Raw genomic sequence first — 13,180 nt, forward strand, 5'->3', positions numbered from 1 at the left:
TGAATTCCGCCGTCGCCCGCAGCTTGCGCAGGCTCTTGCGGAAACTGTCGCGGGCATGGCTGTCCAGCCGTTTCAGGGTCTCGCCGTGCTTGAGCGCCTGATTGAGCCGCAGCTCCAGCGTTTCGTGGCACAGGTGTTCAAGCTTTTGCTGATCTCCCGCCGCCGGGCGCCAGAATCCGGGCTCTGTCATCTCGCGGCAGCGCGTTGTCATCTCTGTCACGCGCGCGCCGTCCAGCAAGGCCCGCAGTGCCTCGCGCTCCTGGTCGATGCGCGCCAGCACCCGGGTTTCCAGCGCTTGCAGGGCGGTGTTGTCTGGCAGCGCCACGCGCGCGGGCGTCAGCGTGTCCTGCCAGAGCAGATAGAAATCCCGCAGCCGGGTGACCTCGGCGCTCAGCCAGCGGGCCTCCTCCAGCAGCGCCTTGTTGTGATCGTTGGGCAGGATCGGCCGGAACAGCGTCAGAGCACTGCGCAATCGCCGCAGCGCCACGCGCAGGGCCTGGGCGCTGTCAAACGCATTGTCGCGCGCCACAAAGGCGCGGGCGGTGTCGATTTCATCCAATACCGCCGCCATGATGGCGGCGGGGTGGGTCGCAGAGCTATGCGCGTTGGTCATAATCTTCGTCTGATGCTTTGGCCGTTCTGGCGGATCGGGGTTCGCTTGGATTACAGCGCATCCAGCAGGGCTTCGCCACCAGACACTTCGCAGGTGCCCGGACTTTCTTCAAGGTGCAGGATTTTTACCTCACCATCCTCGACCAGCATGGCATAACGCTTGGAGCGGCCAATCAAACCGGCGGGCGGTGCGTCAAAGCGCATGCCGATCGCATCGGTAAAGCTGCATTCCGCATCCGCCAGCATGGAAATCCCGGCGGCGGTGGCGCCGGTGGCCTCGCCCCAGGCGGCCATCACAAAGGGATCATTGCCCGCGATGCAGACGATTTCATCGACGCCCTTGGCGTCAAATTGATCCTTCGTGCGGATAAAGCTCGGCACATGGGCGGAATGGCAGGTCGGGGTAAAGGCCCCCGGCACCGCAAAGATCGCCACTTTGCGCCCCTTGGTCAGATCTGCAATCTCAACCGCTTCGGGGCCAGTCTCCCCCATGCGGGTCAGGGTGGCGGCGGGCAGCTTGTCTCCAACGGAAATCATCGGTGATCCTTTATGTTCCTCAAATGGCGCCATGACGGCTTTGGGCAATTGCGTCATGGCGGGCCCTGCATGTAGGGTCCGCCGCAAAGGTTAAAAGAACTGTGTCTGGAGGCAAGAGGGGACATGACTCATATCGCGGTGATCGGTGCAGGTCAGGCAGGGGCATCCCTGGTGGCAAAACTGCGCAAGAGTGGATTTGACGGTGATATTACCTTGATCGGGGCCGAAGACGCGCTGCCCTATCAACGTCCACCCCTGTCAAAAGCCTATCTTCTGGGCGACATGGAAAAAGAGCGCCTGTTCCTGCGCCCGGAGAGTTTTTACGCTGAAAACAACATCACCCTGCGACTTGGCACCCGGGTGGAGGCGATTGATCCGGCGCAGAAACAGATTCGCCTGCAGGATGAGTTGATCTCCTATGACCAGCTGGCGCTGACCACCGGCTCCGATCCCCGCTATCTGCCTGCGGCGATCGGTGGCGATCTCGATGGTGTGCATGTGGTGCGCACCCTCACCGATATCGACGGCATGTCGCCCGCCGTGACCGAAGGCGCCCGCGCGTTGATCGTTGGCGGCGGCTATATCGGGCTGGAGGCCGCAGCCGTCTGCGCCAAACGCGGGGTTGCGGTGACCCTGGTTGAAATGTCCGAGCGCATCCTGCAACGGGTCGCGGCACAGCAGACCTCCGACTATTTCCGCGCCCTGCACCAGGCGCATGGGGTCGATATCCGCGAAGGCATCGGGCTCGACCGGCTGGAAGGCGAGGGCGGCAAGGTTACCGGCGCCCTGCTCAGCGATGGCAGCGCCTTGCAGGTGGATTTTGTTGTGGTCGGGGTCGGGATCAACCCCGCAAGCGACCTCGCCGAGGCGGCGGGGCTGACAATCGACAATGGCATTGCCACCGATGCGCTGGGCCGCACCTCTGATCCGTCGATCTGGGCGGCGGGCGATTGCGCGTCCTTCCCCTTTCAGGGCGGGCGCATCCGGCTGGAGAGCGTGCCAAATGCCATCGACCAAGCCGAAATCGTGGCGGAAAACATGCTCGGCGCCGGTAAACCCTATATCGCCACGCCCTGGTTCTGGTCTGACCAATATGACGTGAAACTCCAGATCGCCGGGCTCAACACGGGCTATGACAATGTGGTCACCCGCGCGGGCGAGGGCGCGACGACCTCCTTCTGGTACTATCAGGGTGACCGGCTTCTGGCGGTGGACGCCATGAATGATCCGCGCGCCTATATGGTCGCCAAGCGCCTGATTGATAATGGCAAAACCGCCGACAAACAGATTGTCGCCAACCCGGAGGCGGATCTGAAACCGCTGCTCAAAGCGTGAGGATCATCGCCGGGGATTTGCGCGGGCGGGCGCTGGCCTCCGTGGGCAAGGGCGACGCGGGCGCGCATCTGCGCCCCACCACCGACCGGGTGCGCGAAAGCCTGTTCAACGTGCTCGCGCATCGGGTGGATTTCGCGGGCGCCCGGGTGCTGGATCTCTTTGCCGGCACCGGCGCATTGGGGCTGGAGGCCCTCTCGCGCGGCGCGGCAGAGGTCTGTTTCGTCGATGACGGTCGCGTTGCCCAGGGGCTGATCGCCAAGAATATCGACATCTGCCGCGTCAGAGGCCAGGCGACGCTCCAGCGCCGCTCGGCTCTGAAGCTGGGCCCAAACCCGGATGCGCCCTATGATCTGATCTTCATGGATCCCCCCTATGGCAAATCGCTCGGCCAAAAGGCATTGAGCGCCGCGCAGGAGGGCGGCTGGATCGCCGAGGGCGCGCTTGTGGTCTGGGAAGAAAGCCGCCCGATGGAGGCCCCGGCCGGTTTTGACGCCACCGAGACCCGCAAATACGGCGATACCCATATCACGCTGCTCTTGGCAGAAGATCCAGCAACCTCGGGGTGAGGCATCCTGCCTGTGCCCCCAAGACAGATGGCTGAGCGGAGGCCTCGATATGCCCACAACCTACCCACGTCCGGCCCTGGTGATCTTTGACTGCGATGGCGTCCTCGTCGATAGCGAGCGCCTGTTCAACGCCAGCCTGGCCGAAAACCTCACCCGCCATGGTCTCGCGCTCACCGCGCAGGACAGCATGTCCACCTTCGCCGGTCTGTCCATGTCAGATACCGCGAAAAAGGCCAGGGCCATGGGCGCGGATCTCCCCGAGGCCTGGATCGAGGAGGTCTATGCCGAGGCCTATACCGTCCTGCGCCGGGGCGTGCCGCTGATCAAAGGGGTGATGGACGTCATTGCCCGCCTCGACGCCGCAGCCATCCCCTGCTGCGTGGTCTCCAATGGCCGCGAAGAGAAAATGCAGATCACCCTCGGCCCGCATGGGCTCTGGGATCGCTTCCACCCCAATGCGATGTTCTCTGCCCACCGGCTGAAAGTGGCAAAGCCGGATCCGGGGATCTTCCTCGCCGCCGCCGCGCATTTCAACGTCCCTGCACGCGATTGCGTGGTGATCGAGGACAGCAACACCGGCGCCAAAGGCGCGGCGCGCGCAGGCATGATGTGCTTTGGCTATGCCGCCCACGACGACGGGGCCGCCCTCACCGCCGAGGGCGCGGAGGTCTTTCACGATATGAATGACCTGCCACGCCGCTTGGGCTTGGCATGACGCGGCGCGCGCCAATTTCTTCTAACTGAAAATATCCCGGGGTGAATGGCCCGCAGGGCCAGAGGGGCAGCGCCCCTCAGCCCAGGCCTCATTCAGCCTGAGCCCAAAACCAAATCAGCCCGAACCTAGGATTTGTCGTAGGTGGGATGGAACCGGCCCGCCGGCGACAGGGTAAAGATCTCCACCCCATCCGCGGTAACGCCGACGGAATGTTCAAACTGCGCCGACAGCGATTTGTCGCGGGTGACGGCGGTCCAGTCATCGGCCAGCACCTTGGTTTCCGGGCGGCCCAGATTCAGCATCGGCTCGATGGTAAAGAACATGCCTTCCTCCAGCACCGGACCGGTGCCCGGACGGCCATAATGCAGCACGTTGGGCGGCGCGTGAAACACCTGACCAAGCCCATGGCCGCAGAAATCCCGCACCACGCTCACCCGCTGACTCTCGGCAAAGGACTGGATCGCATGGCCGATATCACCAAAGGTATTGCCGGGTTTTACCGCCTCGATCCCCAGCATCAGCGCATCATGGGTGATCTGGATCAGCCGCTCCGCCTTGCGCGGCAATTTGCCTGCCACATACATGCGGCTGGTGTCGCCGAACCAGCCATCCACGATCACGGTGACGTCGATATTGAGGATATCCCCATCCTTGAGCTTCTTGTCGCCGGGGATGCCATGGCAGACCACATGGTTGATCGAGATACAGCTGGCGTGCTGATAGCCCTTGTAGCCAATCGTGGCCGAAGTGGCGCCAGCCTCCTCCACCATCTGGGTGATGATACGGTCAATCTCGCCGGTGGTCTGGCCGGGGAACACATGCTGGGCGATGTCATCCAGGATCTTCGCCGCAAGGGCGCCAGCCACGCGCATGCCCTGATAGTCGGCTTGCTCGTAAATACGGATACCGTCTTTGGTGGTGTGGCCGTTCTTGGATCTCATCGGCTGTGCTCCGGCAAAGGTGGTGGGCAATGAAGTATAGCGGGTTTTCGGCGACTATCTAAGCCCTCCCGGCCCAAAGAGCCAGAGGGCGCGGCGAATTGACTGCTATTCCGCCCGTAGCCGGCCGCCGATTGCAATATAATCCGACGTGATTGAGGTTCCATAAACCAGCCGTTCGACCCCTTTGCCCCGTGCGGCGGCAAACTCCGCTGCATAGGTCGGGTCGATATCATCTGCCAGCGCAAAGCGGGTGCAATCGGTGCGCTGCACCAGATAGAGCATCACCGCGCGGTGCCCCGCCTCGACCATGGCGCTCAGGGCGCGCAGGTGTTTGGCGCCGCGCGCCGTCACGCTGTCGGGAAACTCCGCCAGCCCGGGCTGGCGCGACAGGGTGACGCTTTTGACCTCTACATAGCAATCGGGCAGCCCCGCGCCCGACAGCAGGAAATCAATGCGGCTGTTCTGGTCGTATTTCACCTCTGCCCGCACGGTGGAATAGGCGGCAAGCTCCGCGATCTCTCCGGCCTCCAGCGCGACCCTCAGGGCGCGGTTGGGCACCGAGGTATCGACGCCGGTGAAATGGCCATCCGCGTGTTCCACCAGCCGCCAGCCGTATTTCAGCTTTTTCTTCGGATCGTCATTGGGCTCCAGCCAGATCCGCATGCCCGGCTCCGCCAGACCCATCATCGAGCCGGGATTGGCGCAATGGGCGGTGATCTCGCGGCCATCCTCCAGCCGGCAATCGGCCAAAAAGCGTTTGTAGCGTTTGATCAGCGTGGCGGGGAGCAGGGGGGTGGCAAATCTCATGCCGCAGGTGATGCGCCAGATTTGGCCGCCTGTCAAAGCCTCACGGCGGCGAAGGAGGTTGCGCCGACGGCGCGGAAGGCTATCTTCTTGCCACAGCCAAGAAAAACCGCAGGAGTCGCGCCATGTCCAACCCCACCGCCGCCATGCTTGTGATCGGGGATGAGATCCTCTCGGGGCGCACCCGCGACGCCAATATGTATTATCTCGCCGGGGAGCTGAGCAAACACGGCGTGGACCTGAAAGAGGTGCGCGTGGTCAGCGATGATGCCGATGCCATCGTGGCCGCCGTGCTGGCCCTGTCCGAGGCGGTGGATCACGTCTTTACCTCCGGCGGGATCGGCCCGACCCATGATGATATCACCGCCGATTGCATCGCCCGGGCCTTTGGGGTGGGGATCGACGTGCGCGCCGATGCCCGCGCCATTCTGGAGGCCCATTACGCCACCACCGGCACCGAGCTGAACGCCGCCCGTTTGCGCATGGCGCGGATTCCTGACGGTGCAACATTGATCGACAACCCGGTGTCGCGCGCGCCCGGTTTCACCGTGAAAAACGTGCATGTGATGGCCGGTGTGCCATCGGTGTTCCAGGCCATGGTGGCCAGCGTCCTGGCCACGATTAGCGGCGGCCAGCCCCTGCTGAGCCAGACCCTGCGGGTGGATCGCGGCGAGGGAGAGATCGCCGCCCCCCTCTCTGCGCTGGCCGAGGCCTATGCCGATCTGTCCATCGGCTGCTACCCGTTTCAGGTTAACGGGGCTTATGGCGCCAATGTGGTGATCCGGGGCACGGATGGCGCCCGGGTCGATGCCGCCGTCACCGAGCTGGCAAAGGCGCTTGCGCTGTGACCCCTGCCCAAGCGCCGATCAATCCGAGATATTATCAGGTGGTCGAGGCCACCTGGCCCTGTGTTGAAACCAGATCTCTGGGCCCGATCACGCTGCGGATCGGGGCCGGTGGTGGCAGCCGGGTCTCTGCCGCCACCGCCGAGGCGGCGGTCGAGGATGCCCGGATCGCCGAGGCCGAAGCAGCAATGCTGGCACTGGACCAGCCCCGGCTCTTTATGATCCGCGAGGGGGAGGGCGATCTGGATGCGCAGCTCGACCGGCTGGGCTATGAGGTGATGGATCCGGTGGTGCTCTGGACCTGCCCGCCAGAGACGCTCACGGATGTTGACATCCCCCGCGTCACCACCTTTTGCATCTGGCCGCCTCTGGCCATCCAGAGGGAGATCTGGGCCGCAGGCGGTATCGGCCCTGCGCGGCTGGCGGTGATGGAGCGGGCCACGACCGCCAAGACCAGCATCCTGTCCCGCGCCGATGACAAGCCCGCCGGCACCGCCTATGTGGGGCTGCACGATGGCATCGCCATGTTGCACGCGCTGGAGGTGCTGCCGCAGCAGCGGCGCAAGGGCATGGGCGTCTGGATGATGCGTCAGGCCGCGCTCTGGGCGGCGGAGCGGGGCGCGACCGAGCTGGTGGTGATCTGCACCCGCGCCAATACCGGCGCCAATGCGCTCTATGAGCGGCTGGGCATGACATGCCTTGGCGGCTATCACTACCGTATCAAACGCTAAAGCGACCGACCGGCCCTGGGGAGGGGCACGAGAATGACCAAAGCAGACCAACCAACCGCGCTCGACCTGCCGATGGCGGATCCCTTGCCGCCGGAAACGCAGAAATATTTCGACATCTGCCAGGACAAGCTCGGCATGGTGCCCAATGTGCTGCGCGCCTATGCCAGCAACGTGGAAAAGCTCAACGCCTTCACCGCGATGTATAACGATCTGATGCTGGGCGACAGCAAGCTCAGCAAGCTGGAGCGCGAGATGATCGCGGTGGTGGTCTCTTCGATCAACAAATGTTTCTACTGCCTCGTGGCGCATGGCGCGGCGGTGCGGCAGCTCTCGGGCGATCCGCAGCTGGGCGAGATGCTGGTGATGAACTACCGGGTGGCGCCGCTGGATGCACGCCAGCGCGCGATGCTGGATTTCGCCGCAAAGCTCACCCGCGCCAGCGCCGAGGTCGAGGAGGCCGATCGCGAGGCCCTGCGCGAGGTGGGGTTTGACGACCGCGACATCTGGGATATCGCCAATGTCGCCGGGTTCTTCAACATGACCAACCGGGTGGCCAGTGCCTCTGCCATGGTGCCCAACCCGGACTATCATGGCCAATGTCGGTGAGACGCCCGCCGTCCTGCCTGCGTCGCGCCCTGGCGGGTCTGGCGCTGATGCTTCTGGCGGTGCCAGCACTTGCCGCGCCGCTGGAGGTGCCATTGCCCGCCGACGGGGAGCTGTTGCGCAGTCAGGACACGCCGCTTGCGACCTTGCTCCTGCCCACTGGTCCGGCCAGCGGCGACAGCGTGCCCAGCCGCGCGGTGGAGGGGGAGATCTTTCGCCGCAGCTGGCGCTTTACGGGGGATCTCAGCCCGCTGCAATTGCTGGCGCCAATCCGGGATGAGCTGGAAAAACAAGGCTTTGAGGAGATCTTCGCCTGTACGGCCCGCGCCTGCGGCGGCTTTGATTTCCGTTTTGGGATCGAGGTGATCCCGGCCCCCGATATGGTTGTGAACCTCTCGGATTACGACTTCTACGCGGCAGAGCAGCCCAAGTCGGGCACCGCCGTATCGCTGCTGGTCTCGCGCTCTGGCGGTGCCACCTATGTGCAGCTCCTGGAGCGCCACGCCCCGCCAGCGCCGGGCGCGCTTTCGGTGATGCCCGAGGGACGCCCCACCAATGAGGCAGCAGAAACGGCGCAGGAGGGCGGGGAAGAGGCCGCGCCCGAATTGGCGAGCGGTGTGAGCCAGAGCCTGCTGGCGGATGCGCTGGAAAAAGGCGGCGCCCTCTCCACCGGCGCGATTGCCGATCTCATGGTCTTGCAGGGCCATGCGCCGCTTCTCGATCTGGAATTTGAGTCCGGCTCCGCACAGATGGGGGCGGGCCCGTTTGACAGCTTGCAGCAACTCGCCCGTTTTCTGAGAGAAAACGCCAGCGCCACGATACTGCTGGTGGGGCATACCGATTCGGTGGGCAGTTTGGAGGGCAATATCGCCCTCTCTCGCCGCCGCGCCGCCAGTGTGCGCGAGCGGCTGATCCAGGGCTATGACATCGCAGGCGCGCGGATCGAGGTCGCGGGCGCGGGCTATATGGCGCCGCTGGCCCCGAACACCACCCAGGCCGGGCGCGAAACCAACCGCCGGGTGGAGGCGGTGCTGGTCACGCCCTGATCGGGGCCGGCGCCGCCGCCCGCACGCGGTTCCTCGCGTCAAAGGCGCGCGGCGATGCTGCCCTCTACGGCAGCGCCGGGAAGGGGGCAGGGCGCTTGCTCAGACCACAAAGATCGCATCCTCCAGCCCCTGAACGCTGTCCAGGCCGAGCAGCTGGATCAGAAATGGGCAGCCGACATTTCCCATATCTGGCTGTGCGAGGCTGGCTGTAGCTCGCGGTCGTGCTCGACCTTTACGCAAGGCGCGTCGCCGTCGGGCCGAAAACGCCATCGCAAGATACATCGATGGATTCTATAAGCGCGTGAGTTGGCATTCATCGCTCGGCTTCCGAAACCCTATTCGCATTCGAGCGCCAGGCACGCGAAGTGAGCTAAACGCGCTCCACAAAACCCGGGCAAGTCCACCGTTCCAACACCCCGTGAAAGGCGTCCTCAAAGTTGAGCCGATAGGGAGATTGAATGCTGCCAGGTGCATCTGTGGTTTCAGACATAAATGTATTCCTGAAAATATATACTTCGACAATATGCGCCAGAAGCTTGGGAATACGCACTTATCCCCAAAGACTGCGGTCGTTGCAATAATAGATTGAGCACGTGTCAGACTGTTCGCCTTGAATGGTGCCACTTGCGTGGTTGAAATCGAACTTCAGGGCAGGGTTGGCTCTGGCGCCTTCGGCAGGATGACCTCTGGCACAGCTGGCCGCACATCAATACGCAGGCGCCCGCCACAGGGGCGGGCGGGGCAGGGGCGTGCGCAGGGCGCATACCACGGGTTGAGACCAGAGAGGGAGCCTCGCGCGCGCCCGCTGATGTCACATCACAGCGGGGTGCCGGCCTCAGGCGGCCAGCCCTTTGGAGCCGATATCGAGGAACTTCTTGCGGCGGTCCTGGATCAGCGCCTTGCCGTCCATCTCGCCCAGTTCCGCCAGCATCTCGCGGATCGCGGCGGCAACGGCGCTGAAGCTGGCCTGCGGGTCACGATGCGCACCGCCCAGGGGTTCCGGGATGACCCGATCCACCACCTCGAGCGCCTTCAGATCCTGCGCGGTCAGGCGCAGCGCCTCGGCGGCTTCGCGCATCTTCTCGGCGTCCTTCCACAGGATCGAGGCGCAGCCCTCGGGCGAGATCACCGAATAGACCGAATGTTCCAGCATCGCGACGCGGTTGGCGCTGGCAAAGGCCACAGCCCCGCCCGATCCCCCCTCGCCGATGATGACGGAGATCAGCGGCACGCCGATCTTCAGGCACATTTCGGTGGAGCGGGCGATCGCCTCGGACTGGCCGCGCTCCTCGGCGCCCTTGCCGGGATAGGCGCCCGTGGTATCGACCAGGGTGATCACCGGCAGGCCAAAGCGCCCGGCCATCTCCATCAGCCGCACCGCCTTGCGATAGCCTTCGGGGCGGGCCATGCCAAAGTTATGGGTGATGCGCGATTTGGTGTCAGAGCCCTTCTCGTGGCCGATCACCATCACCGGCTGGTCGTTGAACCGCGCCAGCCCGCCCATCACCGCGAGGTCATCGGCGAAATTGCGATCACCGGCCAGCGGCGTGTATTCGGTGAAAAGCGTCTTGATGTAGTCCTTGCAATGGGGACGCTCCGGGTGCCGGGCCACCTGGCATTTGCGCCAGGGCGTCAGATCCTTGTAGAGATCCACCAAAAGCTGCGCGGCTTTCTTGTCCAACGCGGCGGCTTCATCGTCCACATCCATTTCTTCGTTGGTGCGCGCCATTGCGCGCAGCTCTTCCGCCTTGCCTTCGATTTCGGCCAGGGGTTTTTCGAATTCCAGATACTGGGTCATGCTGTCTCTACTGTCACGGTTCCCCCGATATATGGACTTCCGCCGCCGCCGATGCAACTCTCCGTATCGGTTTGACGGATTTGCCTCGCCGCGCCGCCCTCGGGCACTGTTTTGCACAGGCAAGTCAGCAAGATTTGTCACATCGACCTCTGGCAAGACGGGTGCGGCACGACAGCAAAGGACAGACAGCATATGGCCAACGCATATGAGGCCCGGATTCTGCGGGTGTGGGATTACATCTACGACAATCCGGCCGGGGATCTCAGCCTGGATCAACTGGCCGAGGTGGCGGCAATGTCGCGGTTTCACTGGCACCGGGTGTTTCGCGCGCTCACCGGCGAAACCTGTAGCCAATCGGTGCGGCGCATCCGCCTGCACCGCGCGGCAACGGCACTGGTTCACGGCGACAGCTCGATCGAGGCGATCTCCCAGGCGGTGGGCTATCCCAACCGTCAGTCCTTCTCACGTGCCTTCACCGCCGCCTATGGCCTGACGCCAGCGGCTTTTCGCGCAAAGGGGGCGGATCTGCCCGCCGCCCTGCTGCGCCGCTCAGAGGAGTTTCCCATGTTTGACATCGCAATCCGCACCGAACCCGCCCGTCGCCTCGCGGTGGTGCCCCATATCGGCCCCTATATGGACATCGGCCATGCCTTTGAACGCTTTGCCGGGCTCTGCGCCGCGCGCAATCTCTGGCCCAATATCACCGCCTCGATCGGGGTCTATCTGGATGCCCCGGGCGAGGTTCCCGAGGCAGAGCTGCGCAGCTTTGCCGGTGGTGCCTATCGCGGTGCGGAAATCCCCGATGGCCTGGAAGCCTATGATCTGCCCGGTGGCAAGACCGCGGTGCTGACCCACAAGGGCCCCTATGCGGAGCTTTCCGTCGCCTATGACAGCCTGTTGGCTGCCCACCTCCGGCGAGGAGCCCGCCGATGCGCCCTGCTACGAGATCTACCTCAACGATCCCCGCAGCACCGCCCCCGAGGATCTTCTGACCGAGATCTGCCTGCCATTGAAATGAAGAACCGGCAGTGAGACGCCCGGCTTTTTCCGGCAGGGCCGGGAAAAGCGCGCGCGAGGCCCCCTCGATGGGGGGCTCGCGCGCATCTCCCCTTCACCCAAAGGCGGATCAATGCGGCCAGAGCACCGGGTAGAGCGAGCCCACCAGCAGCGCTGCCATGGTCCAGTTGAACAGCATCAGCCGCTTGGCGCTGGTCAGAACCCGCGCCATTTGCTGGCCAATCAATGTCCATGAAATCACCACGGGCGCGTCGATGGCACCAAAGATCAGCGCCACCATCAAAATGGCCCAGATGTTCTGCGCAGGCGCATAGGCGCTGACGGCGGTCAGCGCCATCGCCCAGGCCTTGGGATTGACCCATTGAAACGCCACCGCTTGCAGAAATGTCATCGGCCGGCCAGAGGCATCGCCGGCGCGCACCGGGCCGGCATGGGCGATCTTCCAGGCCAGAAACAGCAAATAGGCCACGGCGCCGATCTTTAGCAGCGTATAGGTCACAGGCAGCAGCTCAAAGATCTGCGCCAGCCCGGCCCCCACCAAAATCACCATAAACACAAAACCGAACAACACCCCCAGCATATGCGGCAGGGTGCGACGAAAGCCGAAATTGGCGCCAGAGGCCATCAACATCAGATTGTTCGGCCCCGGGGTGGCCGCGGTGACAAAGGCAAACAGCGCCAGCGCGGCAAGGAGATCATAGGTCATCATGCGCAACATATTCCACGAATTTTGCGGAAATGAAATTGCGTTCTTGCGCGATTTCTGCTGAATTGAGCAACAAATGGCGAAGATTGACGACATAAACCAACATATATTGCGAGAGCTCAGCCGCGATGGGCGGCTCTCGAATCTGGAACTCTCGGACCGTGTCGGCCTGTCGCCCTCCGCCTGTCTGCGCCGGGTGCAGGAGCTGGAGCGCGCGGGCGTGATTTCCGGCTATCGCGCGGTGCTGGATCGCAGCGCCATGGGCGCGGGGTTTGTGACCTATATCGGCGTTGGTCTCAGCGAACACACCAAAGAGGCGCAAGAGGCTTTCGAGCGCGCGATGCAGGCGGCGCCGGAGGTGGTGGAATGCCACAACATCACCGGCAATATCGAATATCTTCTGCGGATCGAATGTGCGGATCTGGTCAGCTACAAGAGATTTCACACCGATGTGCTGGGCACTTCGCCCTATGTGGCGGCGCTCACCACCTATGTGGTGATGGGCTCGCCCAAGGACCTGCGCGCCTGAGGGGTGTTGCGGGCCGGGCGTGCGCCTTGGCAGGGGGATCTTTGCCCTGGGCGGCTAGGGTGAGGGGGATCGCGATCATTGACCTGGCCTGACACGCCGGGTCGCCCAGGAACCGGCTCCCCCGGCGGGAGCGTGCAGAGACAACGTTTAGCGCGCGGGCGGATACGCCCGTCCATCTCCGATCTGGCGGCGTCGCCTCCTTATCACGTCAATATATATGTCCTTTCCTGGGACACTGACGTAGCAAGAGACACAGATAGAACGGACCGCCTGTTTGGGGCGGGCCGGTTTTTCTGCTGCCTTGGAAGAGGTTGCGCTGCGCGTTGCGCCTGGCGGGGTTGGTGCGTTCTAAGGGCCGCCACCCCGCCCAGGGCCAAGCGTTTTTGGAAGGCGTT

Annotated in this window: 14 protein-coding genes and 1 pseudogene; 9 read left to right on the forward strand and 6 right to left on the reverse strand. The window is 63.7% G+C overall.

Going from position 1 to position 13,180, the window contains the following annotated elements; genetic code table 11:
* Window positions 1-613: CHAD domain-containing protein (locus HCZ87_RS16440; protein WP_167645443.1), on the reverse strand; the 613-nt coding region annotated here is incomplete at its 3' end.
* Between the two features lie 50 nt (window positions 614-663).
* A complete protein-coding gene (locus HCZ87_RS16445) occupies window positions 664-1,149 on the reverse strand; it encodes a peroxiredoxin (RefSeq protein ID WP_167645445.1) in 486 nt (161 codons plus the stop codon).
* 123 nt (window positions 1,150-1,272) lie between these two features.
* On the opposite strand from HCZ87_RS16445, the gene HCZ87_RS16450 reads away from it, so the two are divergent.
* From HCZ87_RS16450 to HCZ87_RS16460, 3 genes are read left to right on the forward strand one after another with little or no spacing between them, the layout of a single operon-like run.
* Window positions 1,273-2,484: an NAD(P)/FAD-dependent oxidoreductase gene (locus tag HCZ87_RS16450; protein WP_167645447.1), complete on the forward strand. Its 1,212-nt coding sequence runs from the start codon at window positions 1,273-1,275 to the stop codon at window positions 2,482-2,484.
* Entirely contained in the window at window positions 2,481-3,050 is a 570-nt protein-coding gene (gene rsmD / locus HCZ87_RS16455; RefSeq protein WP_167645449.1) for a 16S rRNA (guanine(966)-N(2))-methyltransferase RsmD, read from the forward strand. The genes HCZ87_RS16450 and rsmD overlap by 4 nt, the downstream gene beginning before the upstream one ends.
* 49 nt (window positions 3,051-3,099) lie before the next feature.
* On the forward strand, window positions 3,100-3,765 hold the full coding sequence (locus tag HCZ87_RS16460) for an HAD family phosphatase (protein ID WP_167645451.1): 666 nt from the start codon (window positions 3,100-3,102) through the stop codon (window positions 3,763-3,765).
* A 125-nt stretch (window positions 3,766-3,890) separates the two neighbouring features.
* Here the strand turns inward: HCZ87_RS16460 and map are convergent, their stop codons facing one another.
* Complete coding sequence (gene map, locus HCZ87_RS16465; RefSeq protein ID WP_167645453.1) at window positions 3,891-4,706, reverse strand: type I methionyl aminopeptidase; 816 nt, start codon at window positions 4,704-4,706, stop codon at window positions 3,891-3,893.
* A gap of 105 nt (window positions 4,707-4,811) precedes the next feature.
* The gene (gene sfsA, locus HCZ87_RS16470; RefSeq protein WP_167645455.1) at window positions 4,812-5,513 is read right to left on the reverse strand and encodes a DNA/RNA nuclease SfsA; all 702 of its coding nucleotides are present in this window, start codon (window positions 5,511-5,513) and stop codon (window positions 4,812-4,814) included.
* Window positions 5,514-5,635: 122 nt separating this feature from the next.
* On the opposite strand from sfsA, the gene HCZ87_RS16475 reads away from it, so the two are divergent.
* Genes HCZ87_RS16475 through HCZ87_RS16490 form a run of 4 tightly spaced genes read left to right on the forward strand, consistent with a single transcriptional unit; the run spans window position 5,636 to window position 8,735 of the window.
* Window positions 5,636-6,358: a molybdopterin-binding protein gene (locus tag HCZ87_RS16475; protein ID WP_167645457.1), complete on the forward strand. Its 723-nt coding sequence runs from the start codon at window positions 5,636-5,638 to the stop codon at window positions 6,356-6,358.
* Window positions 6,355-7,086, forward strand: coding sequence for a GNAT family N-acetyltransferase (locus HCZ87_RS16480; RefSeq protein WP_167645459.1), 732 nt, complete (start codon window positions 6,355-6,357; stop codon window positions 7,084-7,086). Before HCZ87_RS16475 ends, HCZ87_RS16480 begins: the two co-directional genes overlap by 4 nt.
* 33 nt (window positions 7,087-7,119) lie before the next feature.
* The gene (locus tag HCZ87_RS16485) at window positions 7,120-7,692 is read left to right on the forward strand and encodes a peroxidase-related enzyme (RefSeq protein WP_167645461.1); all 573 of its coding nucleotides are present in this window, start codon (window positions 7,120-7,122) and stop codon (window positions 7,690-7,692) included.
* Entirely contained in the window at window positions 7,683-8,735 is a 1,053-nt protein-coding gene (locus HCZ87_RS16490) for an OmpA family protein (RefSeq protein WP_167645463.1), read from the forward strand. The genes HCZ87_RS16485 and HCZ87_RS16490 overlap by 10 nt, the downstream gene beginning before the upstream one ends.
* An 835-nt stretch (window positions 8,736-9,570) precedes the next feature.
* Here HCZ87_RS16490 and HCZ87_RS16495 read toward each other — a convergent pair.
* Window positions 9,571-10,533, reverse strand: coding sequence for an acetyl-CoA carboxylase carboxyltransferase subunit alpha (locus HCZ87_RS16495; protein WP_167645465.1), 963 nt, complete (start codon window positions 10,531-10,533; stop codon window positions 9,571-9,573).
* Between the two features lie 192 nt (window positions 10,534-10,725).
* Here HCZ87_RS16495 and HCZ87_RS16500 point away from each other — a divergent pair.
* Window positions 10,726-11,551 (forward strand): annotated as a pseudogene (locus HCZ87_RS16500) (GyrI-like domain-containing protein).
* A 108-nt stretch (window positions 11,552-11,659) separates the two neighbouring features.
* Here the strand turns inward: HCZ87_RS16500 and HCZ87_RS16505 are convergent.
* Window positions 11,660-12,256, reverse strand: coding sequence for a LysE family translocator (locus HCZ87_RS16505; RefSeq protein ID WP_167645469.1), 597 nt, complete (start codon window positions 12,254-12,256; stop codon window positions 11,660-11,662).
* Between the two features lie 76 nt (window positions 12,257-12,332).
* Between HCZ87_RS16505 and HCZ87_RS16510 the strand changes: the two genes are divergently transcribed.
* The gene (locus HCZ87_RS16510) at window positions 12,333-12,785 is read left to right on the forward strand and encodes an Lrp/AsnC family transcriptional regulator (protein ID WP_167645467.1); all 453 of its coding nucleotides are present in this window, start codon (window positions 12,333-12,335) and stop codon (window positions 12,783-12,785) included.
* Window positions 12,786-13,180: the final 395 nt, after the last annotated feature.

The sequence above is a fragment of the Phaeobacter sp. HF9A genome, assembly GCF_011806385.1.
Lineage (GTDB): Bacteria > Pseudomonadota > Alphaproteobacteria > Rhodobacterales > Rhodobacteraceae > Epibacterium.

What these genes read in the sequence shown, in the direction of transcription:
- HCZ87_RS16485 (WP_167645461.1), top strand. Translation starts at nt 7,120, where the DNA reads ATGACCAAAGCAGACCAACCAACCGCGCTCGACCTGCCGATGGCGGAT.
- map (WP_167645453.1), bottom strand. Translation starts at nt 4,706, where the DNA reads ATGAGATCCAAGAACGGCCACACCACCAAAGACGGTATCCGTATTTAC.
- HCZ87_RS16505 (WP_167645469.1), bottom strand. Translation starts at nt 12,256, where the DNA reads ATGACCTATGATCTCCTTGCCGCGCTGGCGCTGTTTGCCTTTGTCACC.
- HCZ87_RS16460 (WP_167645451.1), top strand. Translation starts at nt 3,100, where the DNA reads ATGCCCACAACCTACCCACGTCCGGCCCTGGTGATCTTTGACTGCGAT.
- HCZ87_RS16495 (WP_167645465.1), bottom strand. Translation starts at nt 10,533, where the DNA reads ATGACCCAGTATCTGGAATTCGAAAAACCCCTGGCCGAAATCGAAGGC.
- HCZ87_RS16490 (WP_167645463.1), top strand. Translation starts at nt 7,683, where the DNA reads ATGTCGGTGAGACGCCCGCCGTCCTGCCTGCGTCGCGCCCTGGCGGGT.
- HCZ87_RS16510 (WP_167645467.1), top strand. Translation starts at nt 12,333, where the DNA reads ATGGCGAAGATTGACGACATAAACCAACATATATTGCGAGAGCTCAGC.
- HCZ87_RS16450 (WP_167645447.1), top strand. Translation starts at nt 1,273, where the DNA reads ATGACTCATATCGCGGTGATCGGTGCAGGTCAGGCAGGGGCATCCCTG.
- HCZ87_RS16445 (WP_167645445.1), bottom strand. Translation starts at nt 1,149, where the DNA reads ATGATTTCCGTTGGAGACAAGCTGCCCGCCGCCACCCTGACCCGCATG.
- HCZ87_RS16475 (WP_167645457.1), top strand. Translation starts at nt 5,636, where the DNA reads ATGTCCAACCCCACCGCCGCCATGCTTGTGATCGGGGATGAGATCCTC.
- sfsA (WP_167645455.1), bottom strand. Translation starts at nt 5,513, where the DNA reads ATGAGATTTGCCACCCCCCTGCTCCCCGCCACGCTGATCAAACGCTAC.